This window comes from Pseudomonas viridiflava (assembly GCF_001642795.1).
Classification (GTDB): domain Bacteria; phylum Pseudomonadota; class Gammaproteobacteria; order Pseudomonadales; family Pseudomonadaceae; genus Aquipseudomonas; species Aquipseudomonas viridiflava.
On the sequence record NZ_LKEH01000031.1, the window covers coordinates 123,164 to 146,129 of the forward strand.

The window sequence follows — 22,966 nt, forward strand, 5'->3', positions numbered from 1 at the left end:
CTGCGCCACGGGGCGTGGCGCGGGCGATCTCAGGCCATCGCAGTCGCGCTGGGCCATGCCTCGTTGCAGGCTTCTGTACCCAGAAAGGCAAGCACGTTGCGCTGCGAGTGGTGCCAAGCGGCTTTACTTTCCAGGTCGAGAAAGTGCCCGGTATCGGGAACTATGTCGAACGTGCTACGAGGGATGTAGTCGGCGAAAGTGCGCGCATCGTCAACAGTGGTGTATTCATCTTTCTCGCCGTTGACGAACAATACCGGGATCTTGATCGAGGAAAAACGCTCGACATAGTTACTGGCGCTTAGTTGGCGAATCTGGCTGATGTGAAAGTCGATCTGGCCATATTCGTGCTCGGCAAGACTGATCAGATGCTTGTAGTTGTACAGCTTGAACAGGCGCGGCAAGTACTTGCCGACTGTATCGTTGAGCAGGGAGCCGATCTTGCGTTTTTCACGAGCGGCGAGGTACACCTGAGCCTTGTCGATGTAATCGAGCATGGGCTCGTTCAGCACAGGCGAGAACGAACTGATAATGGCTTTTTCGACCGAGGCCGGGCACTCCGACAGCGCCAGAAGGGCCGAAACACCGCCCCAGGACACGGAAAGCAGGTAGTTGACCTGAAAGCGGTCAATCAGCTGAAGCAGGATGCCGACTTCGTCTTCCTTGGTCACGATCATGTCGTCGGCATTGTGTGCCCGCGACTGGCCGGAAAACGGAAGATCAAACAGGACAATGTTGTAGTGCGGTTGAAGGTACTTGACGGTTTGCCCAAAAGAGCCCGTGGTCGACAATGCGCCGTTGACCAGCATGATGGTCTTTACATGGCTGCCTTTCCAGTAAGTTTCGGTGTAAACCTTGTAATCGCCCACGTTTAAAATAGTTGATTGTGCGCCCATAACAGCCTCCCAGCCGATGTCGATCCTACGAAATTTTATTCCAGCATTCTCTGCCTCGGCGACCATGCCAAAGCCCCGCCCGGTTCAGGGCGAAATCCGATGAGTTCTTGTTTTGGGTGCATCTTTAGTCCGTCTTGCGGTGACCATAGATAACGCAGTGTTGGTATACCGACAAGATGCTGACGCCACAAAAATGCCGATTGGTTCACGTTCTTCTATCGGGCAGCTATGGGAATACTTGATAGCGAAACAGGGTTATTCGGGGAAAAGAGACAGATCAAGGCGGAAAAGCGGAACTATTGAAGGGAACTTGTGCGGGCTGAAACGGTCCAGTGCGGCCTGGTTCTGAAACATAATGTTACACTTTAGCGCTTGGCAAGTCGCGTCAGATTATTATCGAAACGCCTGAAAGGCCTGTGCCAGAGCCGTTAACCTCGTCAAAAAGCAGGCACGAGTGGATGTTCGTGCCGTTTTTCTAGACCAAGGGACGTGCCGTGCGACAGGTCAGTTTCAGGTTCGCGCCACCGTATGGACTGGTGCCGATCTGCAGCGTAAAACCGTGCAGGTTGACGATGGCTGCCACCACTGAGAGGCCCAGACCGAAACCGCTGTGCTGATTGCCCGCTTCACTGCGGTAAAAGCGTTGAAACACGGCGGCCCGTTCAGTCACCGGAATTCCGGGGCCTGAATCCTGTATGTCGACGCAAGGGCTCTTGCCTTCCTTGTCCGCGTAGGCGCTGACCATGACTGTTCCGCCCGCTGGCGTGAACTTGATGGCATTGCTCAGCAGATTGGCCAGGGCTTCGAACAGCAAGGCGCGATCTCCGACGAGCGTCGGCAACGTGTCTTCCATCTTCAGGAGCAGGGTGATCTCGTCTTCTTCGGCCAACGGCAGGTAAAAGTCGTGGAGTTCCTGCAACAGTGGACGCAACTCAAGTTCGACAAAGGCAGAGCGCCTCTGCCGGTCTTCCAGTTCCGAGATGCGCAGCAGGCCGCGGAAGCGCGCCATCAGCGTATCCGCTTCACCGATCACTTGCGCAATCTGCAGCGCGCAGGGCGAATCGTACTTGGCCTGCTGCTGGATGCGGTACAGCTGGGCACGCAGACGGGTCAGTGGCGTGCGAAGGTCATGGGCGATGTTGTCGCAGACGCCCTTGACCTCGTTCATGAGCTTTTCGATGCGGTCGAGCATCGCATTGACGATGACCGCCAGCATGTCCAGTTCGTCGCGTCTGCTGGAGACTGGCAGGCGTCCGGCCATGTCTCCGGCGATGATCGACTCTGCGCTGAGCTGGATGGCGCGGATACGCCGAAGAGGTCGTTGGCGCAGCAGGTGCCAACCGGCGACTCCGGGAATGATCGTCAACGAGATGCCCCAGAGCAGGGCGTGCAGAATCAGCGTGCTGACCGCGAACAATGAACCGTTCTCGCGCACCAGCACCAGCCAGCGGCCGTCGACGGTGTGCGACACGATCGCGTCGCAGCTGTCCTTGGGCAATCCAGGGTCTTCGGAGTCGATGCAGCTGCTCAGTTCATGGATCTGACCGTCGATGGGCAGCACTTTGGGGATGTGCGTGATCGGCCCGGCGATGTGTCGGAACTGATCGTCGAACAAGCCATAGGCGTCTACGGAACGAGTGTCGAAGGTCATGCTGGTGGCCAGCGCATCGATCAGCGCCTGCCCCTCGAAGCGCGTGAACAACTGCTGGCGATGGGTTAGCGAGCGACGTGCGAGGCTATCCAGGTAACCGTTGACCTCCCAGTACAGAACCCCCAGCAGGATGGCGCTCCAGGCCACGAACAGTGTGCTGTAGAGCGCCAGCAGTCTGCTGGAAGATGAGCGCCAACCGTTAGACGGGTTCGGCAATGACATAACCTGAACCTCGCACGGTCTGTATCAGCGGTGCGATGCCAGGCTGGTCGATCTTTTTGCGAAGGCGACCGATGTGTACATCGATCAGGTTGGTGCCGGGGTCGAAGTGGTAACCCCAGACTTCCTGGAAAATCATCATGCGGGTGATGATCTGTCCGCTGTTGCGCATCAGAAACTCGAGCAGTTTGAATTCGGTCGGCAACAGCACAAGCGGCTCGCCACCCCGACAGGCTTCACGGGTAATCAGGTTGAGCTCGAGGTCGGCCACCTGCAGAACGGTTTTCGCGGCGCTGACCGGATTGCTGCGGCGCAGCAGCACTTCGACGCGTGCCGCCATTTCATCGGATGCAAACGGCTTGGGCAGGTAATCATCGCCTCCGGCCCGCAGGCCACGAACGCGCTCGTCCACGTCGGACAGCGCGCTGATCATGAGGATCGGCGTGGCGATGCCCTGGGCGCGCAGCTGGGTGACGATGGTCAGGCCATCGATCTCCGGCAGCATGCGGTCCAGGGTTATCAAGTCGTAGTCGCCATTCACTGCACGCGCCAGACCGTCACGGCCGTTGTCCACCCAGTCCACTTCAAGTCCGTGGCTGCTGAGCTCTGCGACGATTTCCTTTGCGGTGATGGCATCATCTTCGATTGCCAGAATTCGGGTCATGGTCCCTGCCTGAATAAGTACGTTCAAAGACCTAGTTTGCCCCTAAATGGCGGCGAAGTTCCTGAAAGAAAGTTTAATGACGGGGATCATATGTCTTTCGGCATTCCGGCATCGCCGTCCTTGAGCTTCTGTGCGTCGGCCAGGCGTTTTTCTTCCGACCGACGTTTCTTGTCCCGTTCAAGTTTGGCGCTGGTGTCTTTCTCGCTGCGGATCTGCGCGTGGCTGATCAGGGCGAAAATAAAACTGCCGCCAATGATGTTGCCCGCCAGCGTGGGACCCGCAAAGGTGAACCAGAAATCCTTCCAGCCCAGCTCGCCTGCGAACACCAGATACGACACTTCAGCCGAGCCCACGACGATGTGCGTGAAGTCGCCGAGTGCCATCAGGTAGGTGATCAGCACGATGATCGCGATCTTGGCATTTTCCATCGAGGCGATCATCCAGACCATGGTCGCAATCATCCAGCCGGACACGATTCCCTTGGAGAACATCTGGCTGACATCGTTTTCCATGACCTTGCGGCCGATTTCCAGAAACGCGTGGTCGGTCTTGGCATCGAAGATCGGCAGGTTGAGCATGACGTATGCCACCAGCAGGGTGCCCATCAGGTTGCCACCCAGCACCACGCCCCACAGGCGCAACAGCCGCCAGATATTGGCCAGGTTCGGTTTGCTCATGATCGGCAATACCGCAGTGATGGTGTTTTCGGTGAACAGTTGCTGGCGAGCCAGGATGACCGCCAGGAAGCCCGCCGAATAACCCAGGCTGGTAATCACGTGGCTGCCGGATATGCCTTCAAGCCGCGACATGAGCAAACCCATCGCCATCAGCGACAGGCCCATGGTCAGGCCGGCCGCCAGGGCTGACCACCACAGGGCGGCGACGCTGCGTTCCAGCTCATGGTCGCCCTGCATGCGGATGGTTTCATGCAGTACCGCCGCGCGGGGCGGCTGGTTCTCATCGATCTCGCGCTCTTCTTCGGCTGACAGGCCGGGGGTCTTGCCGTCTACTTCGTGGTCCATACCGTTTCCTGATGCGTTGCTGATGCGCTGGAGATGAGGACGCAGGCTGCGCCGGTCCGATGCTTGAGACAGGCGCCGCACGCCGTCGTTCGCCGCCCGCCTGCGGTATCGGCAAATGTATGAGCCAGTTCTCACAGAGCCCGTGCGCTTATGCACTTGAATGGACGGAATGTCTTTTTTGGTAACTTGTATCAAGTGCTAATAAGAATCTGTACTATTCGCGAAAAAATCCCGCCGGGTCCCACGAGGCCTGGTTTCTTGCCAAGGGCTGCACCTCGATGCGTCGTACCTTTCTGTCTCTTTGTGTCATTCAAGCAATCTCCCAATCAGCCTGGGCCGATCAGGTGACTGCCAACAATTCCTCGATCGAACTGCAGAACATCGACATCCAGAGCGCCACGGATATCGAGACTGCCCAAGGCCCTGTCCAGGGCTATCGCGCGACCCGTTCTGCCAGTGCCACCCGTACCGATACGTCTTTGCACGAAACGCCGCAGTCGATCAGTGTCGTGACCCGCGAGGCCGTCGAAGACATCGGTGCCACGCGTCTGCAGGATGCGCTGGATTACGCAGGCGGCGTGGGGCGTGCCAACAACTTCGGCGGTCAGGGTCTCACCACGTTTACCGTACGCGGCTTCACCACGGGTGAGTTCTATCGCAACGGCTTCCCGATCAACCGCGGCTACCCGAACATGCCGGACGCCAACACCATCGAGCGTCTGGAAGTGCTGCGCGGTCCTGCCACTACGCTTTATGGGCGTGGCGATCCGGGCGGCACGTTCAACGTGGTGTCCAAACAGCCGTTGGCCGAGCGTTCGGTCACGCTGGGCAGCCAGCTCAATGATCAGGGGATGAAGCGCGGCACGCTGGACGCATCCGGTCCGCTGGATGATGACGGGCGATTTGCCTATCGCCTGAACGTGGTGGGCGAGGGCGGCGATACCTTTCGCGATCACGTCGAAACCGAACGCTACGGTGTGACACCTGTTTTGAGCTGGCAGGTCGATGACGCTACGCGCATTACCTTCGAAGGCGACTTCATGCGCAACAACGCGCCGCTGGACCGTGGCCTGACGCGTTATCCCGCGCAGACCCGCACCGCTTCGCGGGACACGTTCTTCGGTGAAAAAGACGTGGGCAAACTGCACAACGACAACAACATGGCGCAGATCCGTTTCGACCACGACCTGAACGCCGACTGGAAACTGGGCGGCGGCATCCAGATGCTCGACGGCTCGCTCAAGGGTGACGCCATTGAAGCCAACGGCCTGGCAGCCGACGGGCGCGCGCTGGGCCGTAACTTCAATTACCGCAAACTGGAATGGACTGATCGCGACGTGCAACTGAACGTCACCGGACATTTCGCCACCGGCGCGTTTGACCACACATTGCTGGCAGGCGTCGAGTACGAAGACTACGACTACAAGTCGATCATCCGACGCTCCAGTGGTGCGGTGAACGCCTACACCATCGACATTTTCGATCCGGTTTACGGACAGGCCCGTCCGGCGCTGACGCGAACTACCACCAACGACAAGGAAAACCTCAAGACCTACGCCGCCTTTGTGCAGGATCAGGTAGCGCTGACCGAGCGCATGAAACTGCTGGCCGGTGTGCGTTTCGAGCGTTTCGAGCATGACTACGACACCTTCGGCGTCGGCGTGCCGTTCACCAACAGCGACAACGCAGTGACCCCGCGTCTCGGCCTGACCTACGACCTGACCGACACCGTGGCGATCTACGCCAACACGGCTCGTTCGTTCAAGCCCAACACCGGCGCGAGCCGTCTGGGTGGCGGCTTCAAGGCTGAGGAGGGCAAGTCCTATGAAGTGGGCGTCAAGTGGGAAGCGCTGGACCGTCAGTTGAGCGTCGACGCTGCGCTGTATCAGATCGAGAAACAGAACGTGCTGACCACCGACCCGGTCGATTCCACCTTCAGCGTGGCAGCGGGCGAAGTGCGCAGTCGCGGTCTGGACCTGAACGTCGTTGGCAATCTGACCCCGGAGTGGCGTGTGATGGGCAGCTATGCCTACGTCGATGCCGAGGTCACCAAGGACAACACCCTGCGCTCCGGTACCCGTCTGCTGAACATCCCCGAGCAGACGTTCAGCCTGTTGAACGTCTATGAATTCCAGGACGGCGCGCTGCGTGGCCTGGGCCTGGGGGCGGGCGGTCGTTATGTCGATCAACGTGCCGGGCAGACTGCGAACACCGCTTTCTCGATGGACAGTTACACCGTGTTCGATCTGCTGGCCTTCTATAAGGTCAACGAGCACGTGAAGCTCAATCTGGATGTGAAGAACGTCTTCGACAAGGACTACGAAGAAGGCGCGTTCGGCAACGTGTATGCCTATCCGGGCGCCCCGCGCACGGTGCAGGTCGGAATCGCCTACACCCTATAAGCATCAAACGGCCGCGATCAGGCGAACACCCTGATCGGCGTCCCCGCGTGCCAGGCCTGGATGTTCTCGATCATCAGGCCATAGAAGGTCTGGTAATTGTTCTCGGTAACGTAGCCGATATGCGGCGTCGCCAGCACGTTGCCCAGCGTGCGGAACGGGTGGTTTTCCGGGAGCGGCTCGGTATCGAACACGTCCAGAGCGGCTCCGGCGATTCTGCGCTGTTGCAGGGTTTCGATCAGCGCCGCTTCGTCGATGATCGGCCCGCGCGACGTATTGACGATGAACGCGCCGGGCTTCATCCAGCCCAGCGCTTCAGCATCCACGAGCCCTCGGCTGCGCTCGCTGAGCACCAGATGCACCGACAGTACATCGGCCTGCTCGAACAGCGCCTGCTTGCTCACATAAGTGACGCCACATTCGGCGGCGGCCTCCGGTGTCAGATTCTGGCTCCAGGCGATGACCTCCATGCCGAACGCCTGACCGTAGCGGGCAATCCACTTGCCGATACTGCCCAACCCCAGAATGCCCAGCGTCTTGCCGTACAGATCGCTGCCCAACCCGACTTGCCAGTGACCGGCGCGCAATGCATTGGCTTCGGTCACCAGATTGCGAGTGATGCCCATGATCAGCGCCCAGGTCAGCTCCGGCGCTGCCTGCTTGTAGCTGTCGGTGCCGCACACCGTAATATTCAGCCGTTTGGCCGCTGCGACGTCGATGGCCGCATTGCGCATGCCGCCGGTGGTCAACAGTTTCAATCGCGGGAGCTGGCCGAGCAGGGCGGCGTCGAACAGGGTTCGTTCGCGCATCACGCAGATCACATCGAAGTGCTGGAGGCGCTGGACCATGGTGGCAGTGTCGGCGGGGAAGTCATGCAGGAAGCTGACCTCGCCGATGGAGTGCAGTGGCGACCAGTCCACCACATCGCTGGCCACGTTCTGCCAGTCATCAAGCACAGCAATGGTCAATCGGTTCATGAACAGTGGTCTCCCTAAGCAGTTTTGAGGAAGCGGCTAATCGAACAGGCTGGCTGCGATATTGATCGAGAACCCCAGAATAGCCGTGTTGAAAACAAAACAGATCAGCGACTGGGCCAGCACGATCCGGCGCATCTGGCGCGTCGCCACGCCTACATCGGAGGTCTGGACCGCAACGCTCAAGGTGAACGAGAAATACAGAAAGTCCCAATAATCCGGGTTTTTCTCGCCACCGGCGAAAGACAGTGCCGGCTCCTTGCCTTTCCAGGTATAGAACAGACGGGCGTAATGCAGGCTGAACACGACGCCGATCATCAGCCATGAACCAATGACGGTGACACCGGTGAACGCGTGATGCAGCAACTGGGCATGCGGCGAAAGACCTTTGGTGCCCGCGATTTCAACGATGATCGCGGCCAGGCTGGCCAGTGCGGCGATGGACACGGTCATCAGGATCGCGCCGGCATTCTCGTCTTCCATCATGGCGATGCGCTGCACATCGCTCGCATCGCTGTGCAGGGTGCGGATGAATATGAGGATCAGATAAAGCCAGACGCCCAGATCCCAGCCAATGAGCAGATTCTGGGTCACTGTGGTGTCGGGAAGCACCCAGGCGGAGGCGACGCCGGACGTCAGCCCTACGAGCGCAGCGATGGTCAGGCGAGGGTGGGTATGAACGATATGGCGCATGTGGGCTAGTCGTTACTGATTGTTGCAAGACAGTATCACGAGGCAGTGCGAAGCGAGAAAAAACGGCGCGCAAGGGGATTGCGCGCCGTGTGCCAACGGTGTGGCGAGTGTTCTTGAATCAGTCGAAGGCGGTTCAGCGCACCAGGCAAGGCTGCTTGTTGTTGAACGTCCAGTCCTTGATCAGAAACTGCATGGCCACGGCATCGTTGCGCGCGCCCAGGCCCATGCCTTTATAGAGTTCGTGTGCCTTGGCCAGTTGATCCATGTCCAGTTCAACGCCCAGTCCCGGTTTTTTCGGCACCTCGACCTTGCCTCCGACGATCTGCAGCGGGGCCTTGGTCAGGCGCTGGCCGTCCTGCCAGATCCAGTGAGTGTCGATGGCGGTGATATTGCCCGGCGCAGCGGCGGCCACATGGGTAAACATCGCCAGCGAGATGTCGAAGTGGTTGTTGGAATGCGAGCCCCAGGTCAGACCCCACTCGTTGCACATCTGCGCAACCCGCACCGAACCCTGCATGGTCCAGAAATGCGGATCGGCCAGCGGAATGTCAACCGACTGCAACTGAATCGCGTGACCCATCTCGCGCCAGTCGGTGGCGATCATGTTGGTGGCCGTCTTCAGGCCTGTGGCGCGGCGGAACTCGGCCATTACTTCGCGGCCGGAGAATCCGTTTTCCGCTCCGCATGGGTCTTCGGCGTAGGCCAGCACATGATGCTGGTCGCGGCACAGACGGATGGCTTCCTTGAGCGACCAGGCGCCGTTCGGGTCCAGAGTAATGCGAGCGTCGGGGAAGCGTTCTGCCAGCGCTGTGACCGCTTCGATTTCCTCGTCGCCACGCAGTACGCCGCCCTTGAGTTTGAAGTCCTGAAAGCCATAACGCTGGTGCGCGGCTTCAGCCAGGCGTACTACCGCTTCAGGGGTCAAAGCGACTTCGTGGCGCAGGCGGAACCAGTCGTTGTCGGCATCCGGTTCGCTGCGATAGGCCAGATCGGTCTTGTGCTGATCGCCCACATAGAACAGATAACCCAGCATCTCCACCTGATCGCGCTGCTGGCCTTCACCCAGCAAGGCGGCAACGGGCACGCCCAGGTGCTGGCCGAGCAGGTCGAGCAGGGCGGCTTCCAGCGCGGTGACGGCGTGGATGGTGATACGCAGGTCGAAGGTCTGCTGACCACGGCCGCCCGAGTCGCGTTCGGCAAAAGCCTTGCGCACGTCGTTGAGGATCTTCTGGTACGTACCGATGCTGCTGCCGACCACCAGCGAGCGTGCGTCTTCCAGGGTCTGGCGAATCAGGTCGCCGCCCGGCACTTCGCCGACGCCGGTGTTTCCTGCGTTGTCCTTGAGGATCACGATGTTGCGGGTGAAGTAGGGGCCGTGCGCGCCGCTGAGGTTGAGCAGCATGTCGTCATGGCCCGCTACCGGCACGACCTGCATCTCGGTGATGACCGGGGCCTTGGCAGTGATGTTGGAGTGCTGAGCGTTCATGGTGAAATCCTGTGCGAAATTGTTATTGGAGTGAGCGTCAGTGAGTCGCAGGCGTCTGCACAGCGGCGACCGGCGTCGCGCCTGGCTTTGGCGTATTGCGGGCGGCGAAGACAATGACTGCGGCAATCAGCGACGTGGCGGTCAGGCCATAAAGGCCGCCCTGAATCGAGCCGGTGTGCTCTTCCAGCAGGCCGAAAGTGGTCGGTGCCACGAAACCGCCGAGGTTGCCGACCGAGTTGATCAGTGCGATGACCGCAGCGGCGATCCGGGCGTCCAGATAAGCCTGGGGAATCGGCCAGAACAGTGACGAGGCCGACTTGAAGCCCAGTGCCGCAAAGCAGATGGCAACGAACGCGAAGATCGGGCTGCCCGTGGTGGACATGAACATGCCCGCCGCGGCAATCAGCAGCGCTGCAGCAACCCAGGCCTGCTGGCGTTTCCATTTGGCCGACAGGGTGGCGAAGGCGTACATGCCGATGATCGACAGCAGCCAGGGGATCGAGTTGAACATGCCGACTTCGAAGTCGGTCAGGCTGCCCATTTTTCTGATGATGCTCGGCAGCCAGAAGGTCGCCGCATAGATGGTCAACTGAATGAAGAAGTAGATCAGGCAGAACAGGATGATCTGACCGTCCTTGAGCAGCTTGCCGATGGACGCCTTGACTGGCGTTGCGGCTTCGCGAGCGGCCTGTTCGGCGTCGATGGCGTTGACCAGTGCGTCCTGTTCCTCGCGGGTCAGCCACTTGGCATCGTGCGGTTTGGAGTCCAGCCAGAACCAGACGAAGAAGCACAGGCCCACCGAGAACATGCCTTCGATGAAGTACATCCACTGCCAGCCTTTCAGGCCGAACCCGGTGATCTGCAGCAGCAGGCCGGACAACGGGCCGGAAATCAGCGAAGCAATGGCCGAACCGCTGAGGAAGATGGCGATTGCCTTGCCACGCTCAACGCCTGGCAGCCAGCGGGTGAAGTAGTAGATCACGCCTGGAAAGAAGCCTGCTTCGGCCACGCCCAGCAGAAAGCGCAGGATATAGAAGTGGGTTTCGTTCTGGATGAAGGCCATGCAGGCCGCGACCAGGCCCCAGGTGAGCATGATCCGCGTCAGCCAGATGCGTGCGCCGACTTTCTGCAGCAGGATGTTGGAAGGGACCTCGAACAACGCATAGCCGATGAAGAACAGCCCGGCGCCCAGGCCGTAGGCGGCAGCACCGATGCCCAGATCGTGCTCCATGTGCGAGCGCACGAAGCCGATGTTCACCCGGTCGATGTAGTTGACGATAAACATGATGACGAAAAGCGGCAGGACATGACGTTTGACTTTCGATACGGCTGAAGTCAGGACCGAATCTGCGCCGGCGGCCATCCCGGAATTGGATGTGCTCACAATTGAATCTCCCACTCGTTGTTTTTATGCGGGTATGTGCGAGGTGTGTCCTTCGCATTGTCGGTCATCATACAAGTTGGATGCACTTGCGCAAGCCCCCTCGACGGTCGGATCACGATTAATTTTTGCGGTCGCCGACGAGAGGTTTCAGTCGTTTTTCGTGGAGTTTATTCAGCTTCAGGTCATTGGAGGCCAAGCATTTAAAGGGTTTTGCGCTCGGGTTGAGTATCGTTAGCCGTCACTGAAGATCATTTTTTATGGAGTATCACGTCATAAAAAGACGGACAGGAAGGCAGGAGATGTTTTGACAAGCTTGGTTCACTTGTAATACAAGTCAGACAAGTTCTGGTGACCCTGAAACTCAGGCCCCATACGCCTTCGTCAACCTTGCCGCTGCGTTACGGGTTCACCAGGCGCCGCACAATCAGACAAGCGCCAGACAACGTCAGGACAACCTTCATGCAAGAGCCCGCCAGCACCGCCCCCAAACGCCGCCAGCACAGTCTGGCCACTGATCTGGTCACCGAACTGAGCCAGCGCATCCTGCTGGGCAAGATTGCGCCGGGTGAGAAGCTGCCATCGGAAAACCAGATCGTCCGTGAGCACGGCGTCAGCCGTACGGTGGTGCGCGAGGCGATTTCCAAGTTGCAGGCCTCGGGGCTGGTGGTGACCCATCATGGCATCGGCACCTTTGTGCTGGAGCGCGGCGATCAGACGGGGTTGCGTCTGAAGGTCGAAACCGTGTCGCGGGTGCGCGACATCATCGAGCTGCGCATCGGCCTTGAAACTCAGTCTGTGGCGCTGGCGGCGGTGCGTCGTACGGAAGAGCAACTGGCGGCCATGCGTCAGGCGCTGGACGACTATCAGGACCTGCTGGCCAACGATGACAGTTGCGTCGAGGCGGACAAGCGTTTTCACATGCTGATCGCCGAAGCGACCGGCAATCCGTATTTCATGGAAATCATGCAGCACCTGGGCAGCGCGATCATTCCGCGCAGCCGTATTGCCTCAAGCGAGCGGGCGGGCAATAACCTGGCGCATCAGGGCTACCTGGCCAACCTGGAACACGAAGCGCTGCTCAGCGCTATTCGTCGCAAGGACCCGGACGCGGCGCGTGCAGCCATGTGGACCCACCTGAGCAACAGCCGTGAGCGTCTGGTGCCGCAGGATTAGCCCTCGTCCGCATCCTTGAGTACGCCCAGCATCAGTTGCATCTGCCAGTCGAAATAGGGATTGAAGGTCAGTCGCGAGTGGATCTTGCCCGGCTCGCGGTAACCCCAGTCCGAGTACCAGACCGGCTCGCCCGCCATGCATTTCGCCGTGTCCTCGTCGGTCTGGCCGTTCCAGCAGATTCGCTGCGTGCCATTGACGCCGTACAGCGGATTGTTTGGGGAGAACAGCAGGCCCATGTGCGAAAAGCGGCTGATGCGGTAGTCCGGCAGGTAGTCGGTGCGCACCTCGACCCGTGAAGTGCGCGCAGCCTTGGCGGGCAGATCGCCGTACCAGATCAGGCGGCTGTCCGGGTGGCTGAAGCGTTCGTTGAAGGTGTCCAGTACGTAGGCGGTGTCCAGCACCGAGTCGTGCTGGGCGATGGCAATGAACACCGGCTTGTCATATTTACGTCTGAGCAGGCGATTCTGAGCCAGAGCGCTGCTGCGATAGAACTGGGCGAACCCGTTGGTGGGCACATTCATGTAACGCAGCGGCGTCTGCATCGGCCGCAGACTTTCCTTGGAGGGCGCGAGCAGCCATGGTCTTGCCCAGCCGATCCAGGGTGTCAGCCAGGCATAACCGCTGTCGGAGCGAAAGGCGGGCGAGAACAGCAGCAGCCCGGCAATCTCGTCATGGTCGTAGGCGTAGTCCAGCACCAGATTGGCACCGGTGGAAAAACCACCCAGATACACCTTGGGCACTTCCTTGCCGAGCAGGTTTGCCTGCTCGCGGACCACCTGCTGCCATTGCTCCAGCGTCACGTCGAGCATGTCTTCGGGTTTGGTGCCGTGACCGGGCAGCAGCACGGTGCGGACCACAAACCCCTGATCGGCCAGCCGCTGACCGACGTCGTGGAATGACCAGGGTGAATCCCCCAGACCGTGCACCATCAGCACGCCGCCTTTGATCTCACCGCTCGGCGTCCACTGTTGCGGCGCATTCCAGTTCAGTTCGGCTTCGTGGTCGGACGTCTGGAAGGTACGCTGGGAGCGGATCAGTTCCCGGGTCTGCTGACGGTAATCCTCGAAGCGTCGGGTAGGGTCTTCACTCTCGGCCATCGAGGTGCAGGCTGAAAGCGTGAGCAGGGACAGCAGGCTGGCGAGTCGGGATCTGATCAAGTTCTGGAAGCCCTGGGTCTGGCGGGGTTGATTGGGTCATGCAAAGGGTGGCGCACGGTCTGCGCCCATCGTTATACACAAGTCTGGAAGACGCGCAAAACGGAGCCAAAACGTAAGTATCTGACTAAATGCATACCCTGTGGGAGGCGGCTTGCCGGTGATGCTTTTTCTGAAGCGATCTATCAGTGACTGAGCTGACGCCATCGCCGGCAAGCCGCCTCCCACAGTAGTCCGTGGTTGCAGCAAGACTTGGGTATAACGCTGAGGCAGGCTGCGTGGGCACTGTGCCACGCGCATCGCGCTCACCAATGGTTTCAGGCACACTCGCTGGCTCAATAACTTCAACAAAATGTATCCGCATGCCTACTCACTCCAAGCCCCTCGTGGCACCGGGAGTTCTTCATGTTTGCGCTTGATCGGGACCTGGCTCAGGACATCGTCGATCGCGCCATGGCGATTCTGCCCTATAACGTCAATGTCATGGACTATCTGGGCATCATCATTGGCAGCGGTGATCCCGAGCGTCTGTGCACTCGGCACGAAGGTGCGCAACGGGTTCTCGCCAACAGCCAGGTCTTCGAAATCGATTCCCGGGCTGCGCTGCATCTGGGCGGCGTGAAACCGGGCGTCAATCTACCGCTGATGCTCGACCACAAACTGGTCGGTGTGCTCGGTATCACCGGCGAACCGGACGAGGTCCGTGTCTACGGCGAACTGGTGAAGATGACCGCTGAAATGCTCATGGAACAGCGCCGCCAACAGGCTGATCGCCAATGGCGCCTGCAACGCAGCGAAGACCTGCTGGCGCGGCTGTTGCTGCCCGACTGCCCTGAAAGCCTGGTCGACGAAGCCCGCCAACTGGGCCTGCAGCCGCAATTGCCCCGTCAGGCGGTGCTGATTCAGCTGGGTGCACAGACCTCCGCGGCCAGCCAGATTGCCGGATGGCTGGGCTCACGCTATGCCGACAGTTGGTTCGTGCTGCGCGAACCGACCTTGCTCTACTGGTGCCGCGCGGCGATCAAGGATCGCGACGACAATGCGCTGCTCAAGCAGTTTGAAGAGCACCACTGGCCCGTGATACGCATGGCCACGGTGGAACCTTCGGCGGACTTGCCCGAGTTGCGCCATGCCTGCGCGGCTGCACGGGATCTGCTGGATTACGTCGCGCAGGCCCACTCGAAACAACAGCTGGTGCGTCTGGCCGATCACCGTCTGCCCGTGCTGTTCTGGCGTCACCGGCATGACTGGCTGGCGTCCGAAATTGCCGAGCCGATTGCCCGTTTGCACCATCAGGGTCAGTTGCTCGAAACCCTGTGCAGTTGGTTTGACCACAGCGGCGAAAGCCAGGCCTGCGCCGATGCGCTGGGTATCCATCGCAACAGTCTGCGCTACCGGCTGGAGAAGATTGCCGAACTGACCGGCTGCGACCCTTACAAGACCGTTGACCTGTTGCGTCTTTATCTGGGCGCGCAGATGAACCCCCGACAGGGCTGAAGGCAGGTTTTGTTCAAATGCCCGATCACCTCGCAGAATCGTTGTGCGCCGGGCAGGCGGCAAGGCGGGCAGGGGATGAGAACATCCGGTGACGGACATGGAGAACAACAATGAAAATAGTCATCGCCCCCGATTCCTTCAAAGACAGCCTCAGTGCCCAGGCCGTCGCCGACGCAATTGCCAGCGGCCTGGCCGAAGTCTGGCCCGATGCCGAGCTGGTCAAGTGCCCCATGGCCGACGGTGGTGAAGGCACTGTCGAAGCTGTGCTGGACGCCTGCGAGGGTCAATGGATGAGCGCACAGGTCAGCGGCCCGCTGGGTGACAGCGTCTCGGCTCAATGGGGCTGGCTGGCGCAGAGCCGCACCGCGATCATCGAAATGGCCATGGCCAGCGGTCTGCAATTGCTTACCCTCAAGCAGCGCGACGCCTGCCTGACCAGCACCGAAGGGACTGGTCAATTGATCTCGGCGGCGCTGGATGCTGGTGCGCAACGGGTCATTCTGGCCATCGGTGGCAGCGCGACCAACGATGGCGGCAGCGGCATGCTCTCGGCACTGGGCGCGCGGTTTCTGGACCGGGATGATCAGCCATTACCGCGAGGGGGCCGGGCTCTGGCCGAGCTTGCGCGGATCGACCTGAGTGGTCTGGACCCGAGGCTGGCGAATGTACGTGTCGAAATTGCAGCCGACGTCGATAACCCGCTCTGTGGTCCCAACGGCGCATCGCATATCTTCGGTCCGCAAAAGGGCGCCTCGCCCGATCAGGTGCTGGCGCTTGACGCCGCGCTGGCGCATTTTGCCGATCACTCGGCCCGCACGTTGGGGCGCGACCTGCGTGACAGCCCCGGTAGCGGTGCAGCAGGCGGCATGGGTTTCGCGGCCAAGGCTTATCTGAATGCTTCGTTTCGTGCCGGGGTCGAGGTGGTCGCAGACCTGACGGGCCTCGAGCAGGCGCTGGTCGGTGCCGATCTGGTGATCACGGGCGAGGGGCGCTTCGATGCCCAGACCTTGCGCGGCAAGACGCCTCTGGGCGTTGCACGCGTCGCCCAACGCCAGCGTGTACCGGTCATCGTGCTGGCCGGGACACTGGGCGAAGGTTATGAGCAGCTTTATCAGCACGGCATCAGCGCCGCATTCGCGTTGACCAGCGGGCCGATGGACCTTGAACAGGCCTGTCGCGAAGCGCCTCGCCTGCTTCAGGAACGGGCGCGGGATGTGGCGCGGGTGTGGCAGCTGGCGGCCTCAGGATGAAGCTCGGTGGTTATGGGAGGCAGCCACTACGTCTTCGACGTAGCGCTGTCGCGCTCCCACAAATCGCGTTTCTTCAGTAAGTTACAGGGCAGTGGCATGGAGGCATCCCGGTGAATTGTCAGATCTCAACGCTCGAGCCCCAGCCGTTCATGCCAGTCGGCAATTGATTCTTCAGGGTAGCCATCGAACTGAAGATCGCCCTCATGCACATCCACCTCAACCCACGACGCCTTGGAGTCGAGCATCATGTGAGTGCGCTCCGGCGGCATCGGCAACGGTGTATCGATGGCTGACGCAAACGGATGGATCAAGTCCGGCCAATCCGGGCTGAACAGCCACAGGCCGCTGCCGCAGACCTTGCAGAAATGCCGCTCGGCACTGCTGGTTTCCACGTGATGGTCCTTGCGGATTTTTGCGTGATAGATCGAGATATTTTCCTTGCCTTTGACCTTCATGCTCGCAGCATTGCCGCTCAGGTTGATCGCATAGCCTCCCGCGCCCTGGGTCTTGCGACAGATCGAGCAGTAGCAGCGTTGATAAGGATAGGGGTGGGCGCTGTCCAGACTGAACTCAACGGCGCCGCAATGGCAGGAACCTTCAAGATGCATGGCAAACCTCCGCGTTTGTATAAGCCGATGTCCCGTATATGACAGTAGACATACATACCGCCGGGTTGAGCGGGTTCATTCGTCGGGCGGTTTCTGGAAAATGAAATGATGGCCGATGGCCTAAAGAAGTGTCCGACAATGTCGATACGCTTGGCGGTTGTCTGACAACCGCTGCTGCCCACACTGCCTTTCCAAATATAAAAGAGCCCTGGCCATGAATTTACGCAAACTCACGATCGCCCGCCGTGCAGGTCTGGGTTTTACCCTGATTTCCCTGTTGGTGGCGCTGCTGGGCTGGTTCGCACTGGTGCAGATGTCTGCCATCCGTGAAAGCGAGGTGGCCGTCGAAACCAACTGGGTGCCGAGCATGCGGGTGGTCAACGATGTGCGCGAAATCATGCTGCGTATTCGCACCATTTCCCTGCGCATGGCGCTGGACACCGACCCTGCAAGCATCTCTACCTACCGCGGGCAGATGGACGTGCGCCTGGGCGACCTGACCAAGAAACTCGACATTCTCAACGGTTTTGTCGACACCCCGGAAGAGAAGGTCCTCGCCGATCAGTTTCTGGTCACCATGGGCCAGTACCGTACCGCGCTGGATCGATCTTTTGTGCTTGCCTCTCAAGGCGACAGCAAGGGACTGAACAAGCTGTTGCTGGCTGACATGAAGCAGATCGTCGACGGCTCGGGCAAACAGCTCAATGATCTGGCCGACTTCTACGTCACCAAGGTCGATGCGGAGGGCAAGGCGGCCGAGGCTCAATACAAGGCATCGCGCAGCATCGTTCTGGTGTTCGTCGTGCTCGCCGCGCTGGGCACCATCGGACTGGCGCTGTGGTTAACCCGCAGCATCGTGGGTCCGCTGCAACGCGCCGTCAGTGCCGCCGAGCATGTGGCCCAGGGCGACCTGACCCACAGCATCGCGGTGGATGGCAACGACGAAGTCACCCGCTTGCTGCGGGCGCTGGAGCAGATGCAGGGCAACCTGCGCGAAGCGATGCGCCACATCGGCAGTTCCGCAGGCCAGTTGGCATCGGCCGCCACTGAACTGAACTCGGTCACCGAGGACAGCTATCGCGGGCTTAACCAGCAGAACGCCGAAATCGACCAGGCCGCCACCGCCATCAACGAAATGACCTCGGCGGTTGAAGAGGTCGCCCGCAACGCAGTGTCCACCTCTGATGCGTCCAGTCATTCCAGCTCGTCAGCGCAGGCCGGGCAGAACCGGGTGATCGAGACGGTGCAGTCGATCCAGACCCTCACCGAAAACGTTCAGGCCACTTCGGTTCTGGTGCAGAACCTGGCGGATCAGTCTCAGGACATCGGCAAGGTGCTGGACGTGATCCGTTCGATTGCCGAGCAGACCAACCTGCTGGCGCTCAACGCCGCCATCGAAGCGGCACGTGCCGGGGAGTCGGGTCGCGGCTTTGCCGTGGTGGCTGACGAAGTGCGGGCGCTGGCGCATCGCACCCAGCAGTCGACGCTGGAAATCGACTCGATGGTCAACGCCATGCGCAGCGGTTCGGCCCAGGCGCTGGAGTCCATGAATACCAGCCGTGACCGCGCCAGCTCCACGCTGTCGCTGGCCAAGGGTGCAGGCGAATCGTTGAGCGAAATCACCTCGTCCATCAACCAGATCTCGGAACGCAACCTGGTGATCGCCAGTGCTGCGGAAGAGCAGGCTCAGGTCTCGCGTGAAGTGGACCGCAATATCGTCAACATCCGTGACCTGTCCATGCAGTCGACCCAGGGTGCCAATCAGATCAGTGCTTCAAGCCACGAACTGTCGCGTCTGGCCGCCGATCTGAACCAGGTCGTGGCTCGCTTCAAGGTCTGAAAAACCGACATCGACAGGGCCTGAGCGCGCTTGCCGCCGACCGGCCGGGCGCGCATTATTGCACCCGGTCGCGAAGACCACCGTGCAGGTATGTCTATCGATGGAGGCTGCTCAGCGTCATGAACAATAAAAAACAAACCTTCAGCAGTTGGCTGCGTTCGCCAGCCCATCATCAATGGCTGTCCCAGGAAGGCAATCGCCTGCTGGCCTTTGCCAAGGCTGCGAAGCTGCAGAACGGTTTCGGCAGCCTTGATGACTACGGCCGTCTGATGGTGGGTGCCACCGCCGAAACCATGAACACTGCACGCATGACTCACTGTTTCGCCATGGCCCACGCGCAAGGTATTCCCGGCTGCGCCGCGCTGGTGGATCACGGTGTTGCTGCCCTTGGCGGTCCGTTGCGCGATGCCGAGCACGGCGGCTGGTTCAGCGCGGCGCTCGAAGACGGTGGAACCACCGACAAGCAAGCCTATCTGCATGCCTTCGTCGCGCTGGCGGCCAGTTCGGCGGTGGTTGCAGGACGGCCCGGTGCACAGGCGCTGCTGTCGGATGCAATTCAGATGATCAACAGCCATTTCTGGAGCGAGGACGAGGGCGCGATGCGCGAGTCCTTCGCCCGTGACTGGAGCGGCGAGGAAGCGTATCGCGGCGCCAACAGCAACATGCACAGCACCGAGGCGTTTCTGGCACTGGCCGACGTGACCGGTGACGCGCTCTGGCTGGATCGTGCGTTGAGTATCGTCGAGCGTGTGATTCATCAGCACGCAGGCGGCAGCGACTTTCAGGTCATCGAGCATTTCGCTCAGGACTGGACGCCACTGCCGGATTACAACCGTGAGAATCCCGCCGATGGCTTCCGCCCGTTCGGCACCACACCGGGTCACGCCTTCGAATGGGCGCGTCTGGTGCTGCACCTTGAATCCGCGCGTCGTGACGCCGGACGGTCCAGTCCCGAGTGGCTGCTCGAAGACGCCCGCCAGTTGTTCGCCAATGCCTGTCGCTACGGCTGGGACGTCGACGGTGCGCCGGGTATCGTCTACACGCTGGACTGGGAGAACAGGCCGGTGGTTCGCCATCGTCTGCACTGGACGCACTGCGAAGCGGCTGCTGCGGCGGCATCACTGCTGCAGCGTACCGGCGAGCAGCAATACGAAGACTGGTATCGGGTGTTCTGGGAATTCAATGAAACGCTGTTCATCGATTACGAGCACGGCAGCTGGCGTCATGAGTTGAACGAACAGAATGTGCCGAGCGAAGACATCTGGCCCGGCAAGCCTGATCTGTATCACGCGTATCAGGCCACGCTGTTGCCGGTACTGCCGTTGTCGCCGAGTCTGGCCAGTGCACTGGCCGGGCTGGACTGAGGCTGCGTTCAAACCTCAGTGTGACGCTGCACGCTTGTCGGTCAGGCGGATGATCTGTCTGGCCAGAAAGCTGCCGGTCAGAATCACACCGAACAGGCGCAAGGTCTGCATGGCCAGCACGAAGCCGACGTCGGCGTGGGTGTCGATGGCGATGATCGCCATGGTGTCCAGGCCGCCGGGGCTGGTGGCCAGATAAACCGAGAGGTAATCCTTGTCCATCATCATCGCGATCAACCAGGCGGACAGGGCGCAGAGCACGATCAGCACCAGCGAGGCGAGAATCATCATCGGCAGACGCCGCCAGACATACTGCACGGTCGGACGGTCGAAGCGCAGGCCGACGTAGCAGCCGATAGCACCGTAGCCCAATGGCAGTAGCCACTGCGGGATGGTGATTTCCAGTACGCCGCTCAGTTGCAGCGCGCCGCCCAGTATCAACGGCATCAGCAACGCACCTGCGGGCAGTTTCGAACCCAGCAGCACGCCGACCACGATCACCGCCAGACTCAGGCCCAGGTCCATCAGGCTGGAGCCTTGCTGCATTACTTCGGTGCTGTGCGCCTGCGCGCCGCTGCTCGATGCGCCCATGAAGTGGCTGACCAACGCGCCGATCACAACCACACAGACCACTCGCACATATTGCATCGTCGCGACGACCCGCGAATCGGCGCCGTAATCTTCGGACATGGCGACCATCGCCGACGCGGCGCCCGGCGATGTGCCCCAGGCCGCTGTGCTGCTCGGTATGCCCGCGAACCGAACCAGCAGCAGGCCGACGGCTGCGCTCAGCACCACGGTCAGCAGTGTGGCCAGCAACATGACAGGCCAGGACTCGAGCGCGGTCATCAGCACGCTGACCGACATGGCGTGCGCGATCAGCACTCCCACCGTGCCCTGGCCAAATTGAAAGAGTCGCTTGTGCATACGAATGGTGGCGCCCGATACGCCGAAACCGATGGCGACCAGCATCGGCCCGAGGAACATCGCAGCAGGCATGTTGATCAGTTTCAGCAATTGGCCGGCGCTGCCAGCGAGAAGGATCAAACCCAGCCACTGAACCGGCGGGGAAAGGGTGGGAAGAGACAGACTCAAGGTGCGTTGCAAGAAGATTCTCCCTGTTGTTGCGAGTGTTGCGGGTCGATCAACAGGCGCATGGCCCTGATCGAGTACGACAAGTATCGACATCACAACCCATCAAGTCTATTTTCTAATAATCATGAATTGATAACTTTGGTTGATAGATATGGACCTGCGCGATCTGACGTATTTTGAAACCATCGCCGAACTGGGCCATCTGGGCCGGGCCGCTGAAAAGCTCAACCGCAGCCAGCCCGCGCTGACCAAAAGCATTCAGCGATTGGAAGAATCGTTCGGCACCAAGCTGTTTCAGCGGGATGGTCGGCGCATCAAGCTGACACCCGTCGGCGAGCTGCTTCAGGCACGGGGCAAGGAGTTGCAGCAAAGCATTGCCCAGACCCAGCGCGAGGTGCGGGACTTTGCCAGCGGCATGGTCGGCAACATTCGCGTCGGCTGCGCGGCGACGATGGCTGAATACCTGATGCCGAAACTGACCTCGGCCCTGTTGCAACGCACGCCCGATGTGACTTTCAAGCTGGTGATCGGTCAGGACGACCTGCTGCGCGAGTCGCTGCGCTCTGGGCAACTGGACATGATCATCTGCGCGCTGGCGCCAGACAGTGAAGGGGTTACCAGCTTTGCGGTGCTTGAAGACGAAGCCGTGGTCATTGCCAGCAAGCAGCACCCGATCTTCAAGAACAAACCGCTGCAAATGAGCGACCTGTGCGCCTTTCGCTGGGTGTTGCCGCCGGTGAGCGTGTCATCTCGCAAATGGCTGGATGCGACCTTTGCCGCAAATGGCTTGCCGTTGCCCACGGTGCAGATCGAAGCGAATTCGATCTCGCTGTTGCCCACCCTGATCGCCCAGAGCAACCTGCTGAGCTTCGTCGCCCGCGAATCGCTGGAGTTCGGCAAGACCATGCAACACCTGCGCGAGGTGCCGCTGGAACAGACCACCATGAAGCGCACCATCGGCGTCACCCTGCGCAGCGGCGGCTACCTGTCGCCCGCCGCGCAGGGCATGCTGCAGATGCTGCGGGACAATGGTGGAGACTTTCTGGTGTGGGCCTGAAGTGTGGGCCTGAAGATTTCACCTTCAGGCGCTGGCTTTTGGACGCCGCTGGGTTAGCCTTCGGTAATGCGGGCACCCGGAGCGTGTCCGATTCGTTGACGACCGACAGGAGCATCCAGATCATGCACACACCTTCACAGACCCACGCTGACGTAACACGAGACATCCATCACTTTGGCGGCGACCAGTCACCCCTGAACGACGCAGACGCCGATGAAGACCGCGATCCCGAGGCTTACCTCGACCTGGACATCCTCGGTCTGGACGACTTCGTTGACGCAGACAAGCTTGATCCGGTCGTGACCGGTGATATCGGATCTTCCACATTGGGATGAAGGAATCAGTTCGGTAGATGCGATCAGTATCCGCAACGCCATGATCGTTTCTACGCTCTGTGCTCATCGTTATACCCAACGAAACTGATCGTGCCCATCGCTCTGCGTGGGCATGCCGCCCGTGACGCTCCGCGTCACACATGGCACAGATTGCGGACTCAGTGAGCCGAGCGCATGGCTCCAGTCACCTTTTCGCCCCTCGGCGACCTAC

At 60.3% G+C, this 22,966-nt stretch carries 19 protein-coding genes and 1 pseudogene; 9 read left to right on the plus strand and 11 right to left on the minus strand.

The genetic code is table 11. From position 1 onward, the window contains the following. Positions 1-29 precede the first annotated feature (29 nt). The 4 genes from AO065_RS18720 to AO065_RS18735 all read right to left on the minus strand — a co-directional run bounded on the left by AO065_RS18720 (position 30) and on the right by AO065_RS18735 (position 4,449). Positions 30-959, minus strand: a complete 930-nt coding sequence (locus AO065_RS18720; RefSeq protein WP_050562191.1) for an alpha/beta fold hydrolase — start codon at positions 957-959, stop codon at positions 30-32. Between the two features lie 409 nt (positions 960-1,368). Beyond that, complete coding sequence (locus tag AO065_RS18725; RefSeq protein WP_004885203.1) at positions 1,369-2,766, minus strand: sensor histidine kinase; 1,398 nt, start codon at positions 2,764-2,766, stop codon at positions 1,369-1,371. Beyond that, positions 2,744-3,427, minus strand: coding sequence for a response regulator transcription factor (locus AO065_RS18730; protein WP_004885204.1), 684 nt, complete (start codon positions 3,425-3,427; stop codon positions 2,744-2,746). The genes AO065_RS18725 and AO065_RS18730 overlap by 23 nt, the downstream gene beginning before the upstream one ends. Before the next feature lie 86 nt (positions 3,428-3,513). Beyond that, entirely contained in the window at positions 3,514-4,449 is a 936-nt protein-coding gene (locus AO065_RS18735; protein WP_004885205.1) for a formate/nitrite transporter family protein, read from the minus strand. A 278-nt stretch (positions 4,450-4,727) separates the two neighbouring features. Between AO065_RS18735 and AO065_RS18740 the strand changes: the two genes are divergently transcribed. Beyond that, positions 4,728-6,851 (plus strand): TonB-dependent siderophore receptor, encoded by a 2,124-nt coding sequence (locus AO065_RS18740; RefSeq protein WP_004885206.1) that lies wholly within the window; start codon positions 4,728-4,730, stop codon positions 6,849-6,851. 17 nt (positions 6,852-6,868) lie between these two features. Here the strand turns inward: AO065_RS18740 and AO065_RS18745 are convergent, their stop codons facing one another. The 4 genes from AO065_RS18745 to AO065_RS18760 form a co-directional block, all read right to left on the minus strand. After that, complete coding sequence (locus AO065_RS18745) at positions 6,869-7,825, minus strand: D-2-hydroxyacid dehydrogenase family protein (protein ID WP_004885207.1); 957 nt, start codon at positions 7,823-7,825, stop codon at positions 6,869-6,871. Between the two features lie 36 nt (positions 7,826-7,861). After that, positions 7,862-8,515, minus strand: a complete 654-nt coding sequence (locus AO065_RS18750; protein ID WP_004885208.1) for a DUF1345 domain-containing protein — start codon at positions 8,513-8,515, stop codon at positions 7,862-7,864. 133 nt (positions 8,516-8,648) lie between these two features. Then, positions 8,649-10,001 carry a glucarate dehydratase gene (gene gudD / locus AO065_RS18755; RefSeq protein WP_004885209.1) on the minus strand — a complete coding sequence of 451 codons (1,353 nt, stop codon included), beginning with the start codon at positions 9,999-10,001 and terminating at the stop codon, positions 8,649-8,651. Positions 10,002-10,038: 37 nt separating this feature from the next. Next, complete coding sequence (locus AO065_RS18760) at positions 10,039-11,364, minus strand: MFS transporter (protein WP_004885210.1); 1,326 nt, start codon at positions 11,362-11,364, stop codon at positions 10,039-10,041. 480 nt (positions 11,365-11,844) lie between these two features. On the opposite strand from AO065_RS18760, the gene AO065_RS18765 reads away from it, so the two are divergent. After that, on the plus strand, positions 11,845-12,558 hold the full coding sequence (locus AO065_RS18765; protein WP_004885211.1) for a FadR/GntR family transcriptional regulator: 714 nt from the start codon (positions 11,845-11,847) through the stop codon (positions 12,556-12,558). On the opposite strand, the gene AO065_RS18770 is transcribed toward AO065_RS18765, so the two are convergent. Next, on the minus strand, positions 12,555-13,715 hold the full coding sequence (locus AO065_RS18770; RefSeq protein ID WP_004885212.1) for an alpha/beta hydrolase: 1,161 nt from the start codon (positions 13,713-13,715) through the stop codon (positions 12,555-12,557). The two genes, AO065_RS18765 and AO065_RS18770, sit on opposite strands and share 4 nt — an antisense overlap. Before the next feature lie 402 nt (positions 13,716-14,117). Here AO065_RS18770 and AO065_RS18775 point away from each other — a divergent pair, with 402 nt between their 5' ends. Together AO065_RS18775 and AO065_RS18780 are read left to right on the plus strand one after the other, a co-directional pair. Next, positions 14,118-15,209 (plus strand): sugar diacid recognition domain-containing protein, encoded by a 1,092-nt coding sequence (locus AO065_RS18775; protein ID WP_004885213.1) that lies wholly within the window; start codon positions 14,118-14,120, stop codon positions 15,207-15,209. Between the two features lie 110 nt (positions 15,210-15,319). Then, positions 15,320-16,459, plus strand: a complete 1,140-nt coding sequence (locus AO065_RS18780; protein ID WP_004885214.1) for a glycerate kinase — start codon at positions 15,320-15,322, stop codon at positions 16,457-16,459. Between the two features lie 125 nt (positions 16,460-16,584). Here AO065_RS18780 and AO065_RS18785 read toward each other — a convergent pair whose 3' ends face one another. Continuing rightward, positions 16,585-17,067, minus strand: a complete 483-nt coding sequence (locus tag AO065_RS18785) for a GFA family protein (RefSeq protein ID WP_004885215.1) — start codon at positions 17,065-17,067, stop codon at positions 16,585-16,587. Between the two features lie 214 nt (positions 17,068-17,281). On the opposite strand from AO065_RS18785, the pseudogene AO065_RS27910 reads away from it, so the two are divergent. From AO065_RS27910 to AO065_RS18795, 3 genes and pseudogenes are all read left to right on the plus strand, one after another. Next, positions 17,282-18,052, plus strand: a pseudogene (locus tag AO065_RS27910) (HAMP domain-containing protein); the annotation flags it as partial. Positions 18,053-18,067: 15 nt separating this feature from the next. After that, positions 18,068-18,907 (plus strand): methyl-accepting chemotaxis protein, encoded by an 840-nt coding sequence (locus AO065_RS27915; protein WP_371321612.1) that lies wholly within the window; start codon positions 18,068-18,070, stop codon positions 18,905-18,907. 119 nt (positions 18,908-19,026) lie between these two features. After that, positions 19,027-20,271: a D-mannose isomerase gene (locus tag AO065_RS18795; RefSeq protein WP_004885217.1), complete on the plus strand. Its 1,245-nt coding sequence runs from the start codon at positions 19,027-19,029 to the stop codon at positions 20,269-20,271. A gap of 15 nt (positions 20,272-20,286) precedes the next feature. On the opposite strand, the gene AO065_RS18800 is transcribed toward AO065_RS18795, so the two are convergent. Then, positions 20,287-21,375, minus strand: a complete 1,089-nt coding sequence (locus AO065_RS18800; RefSeq protein ID WP_004885218.1) for an AbrB family transcriptional regulator — start codon at positions 21,373-21,375, stop codon at positions 20,287-20,289. Between the two features lie 139 nt (positions 21,376-21,514). On the opposite strand from AO065_RS18800, the gene AO065_RS18805 reads away from it, so the two are divergent. Both AO065_RS18805 and AO065_RS27100 read left to right on the plus strand, forming a co-directional pair. Next, complete coding sequence (locus AO065_RS18805) at positions 21,515-22,420, plus strand: LysR family transcriptional regulator (RefSeq protein WP_004885219.1); 906 nt, start codon at positions 21,515-21,517, stop codon at positions 22,418-22,420. A 122-nt stretch (positions 22,421-22,542) separates the two neighbouring features. Beyond that, positions 22,543-22,755: a hypothetical protein gene (locus tag AO065_RS27100; RefSeq protein ID WP_122582208.1), complete on the plus strand. Its 213-nt coding sequence runs from the start codon at positions 22,543-22,545 to the stop codon at positions 22,753-22,755. The last annotated feature ends 211 nt before the right edge of the window (positions 22,756-22,966 follow it).

Excerpts from the sequence above, each read along its gene's own strand:
- AO065_RS18720 (WP_050562191.1), bottom strand. The coding sequence starts at position 959 with ATGGTCGCCGAGGCAGAGAATGCTGGAATAAAATTTCGTAGGATCGAC.
- AO065_RS18725 (WP_004885203.1), bottom strand. The coding sequence starts at position 2,766 with ATGTCATTGCCGAACCCGTCTAACGGTTGGCGCTCATCTTCCAGCAGA.
- AO065_RS18730 (WP_004885204.1), bottom strand. The coding sequence starts at position 3,427 with ATGACCCGAATTCTGGCAATCGAAGATGATGCCATCACCGCAAAGGAA.
- AO065_RS18735 (WP_004885205.1), bottom strand. The coding sequence starts at position 4,449 with ATGGACCACGAAGTAGACGGCAAGACCCCCGGCCTGTCAGCCGAAGAA.
- AO065_RS18740 (WP_004885206.1), top strand. The coding sequence starts at position 4,728 with ATGCGTCGTACCTTTCTGTCTCTTTGTGTCATTCAAGCAATCTCCCAA.
- AO065_RS18745 (WP_004885207.1), bottom strand. The coding sequence starts at position 7,825 with ATGAACCGATTGACCATTGCTGTGCTTGATGACTGGCAGAACGTGGCC.
- AO065_RS18750 (WP_004885208.1), bottom strand. The coding sequence starts at position 8,515 with ATGCGCCATATCGTTCATACCCACCCTCGCCTGACCATCGCTGCGCTC.
- gudD (WP_004885209.1), bottom strand. The coding sequence starts at position 10,001 with ATGAACGCTCAGCACTCCAACATCACTGCCAAGGCCCCGGTCATCACC.
- AO065_RS18760 (WP_004885210.1), bottom strand. The coding sequence starts at position 11,364 with ATGGCCGCCGGCGCAGATTCGGTCCTGACTTCAGCCGTATCGAAAGTC.
- AO065_RS18765 (WP_004885211.1), top strand. The coding sequence starts at position 11,845 with ATGCAAGAGCCCGCCAGCACCGCCCCCAAACGCCGCCAGCACAGTCTG.
- AO065_RS18775 (WP_004885213.1), top strand. The coding sequence starts at position 14,118 with ATGTTTGCGCTTGATCGGGACCTGGCTCAGGACATCGTCGATCGCGCC.
- AO065_RS18780 (WP_004885214.1), top strand. The coding sequence starts at position 15,320 with ATGAAAATAGTCATCGCCCCCGATTCCTTCAAAGACAGCCTCAGTGCC.
- AO065_RS18785 (WP_004885215.1), bottom strand. The coding sequence starts at position 17,067 with ATGCATCTTGAAGGTTCCTGCCATTGCGGCGCCGTTGAGTTCAGTCTG.
- AO065_RS27915 (WP_371321612.1), top strand. The coding sequence starts at position 18,068 with ATGCGCCACATCGGCAGTTCCGCAGGCCAGTTGGCATCGGCCGCCACT.
- AO065_RS18795 (WP_004885217.1), top strand. The coding sequence starts at position 19,027 with ATGAACAATAAAAAACAAACCTTCAGCAGTTGGCTGCGTTCGCCAGCC.
- AO065_RS18805 (WP_004885219.1), top strand. The coding sequence starts at position 21,515 with ATGGACCTGCGCGATCTGACGTATTTTGAAACCATCGCCGAACTGGGC.
- AO065_RS27100 (WP_122582208.1), top strand. The coding sequence starts at position 22,543 with ATGCACACACCTTCACAGACCCACGCTGACGTAACACGAGACATCCAT.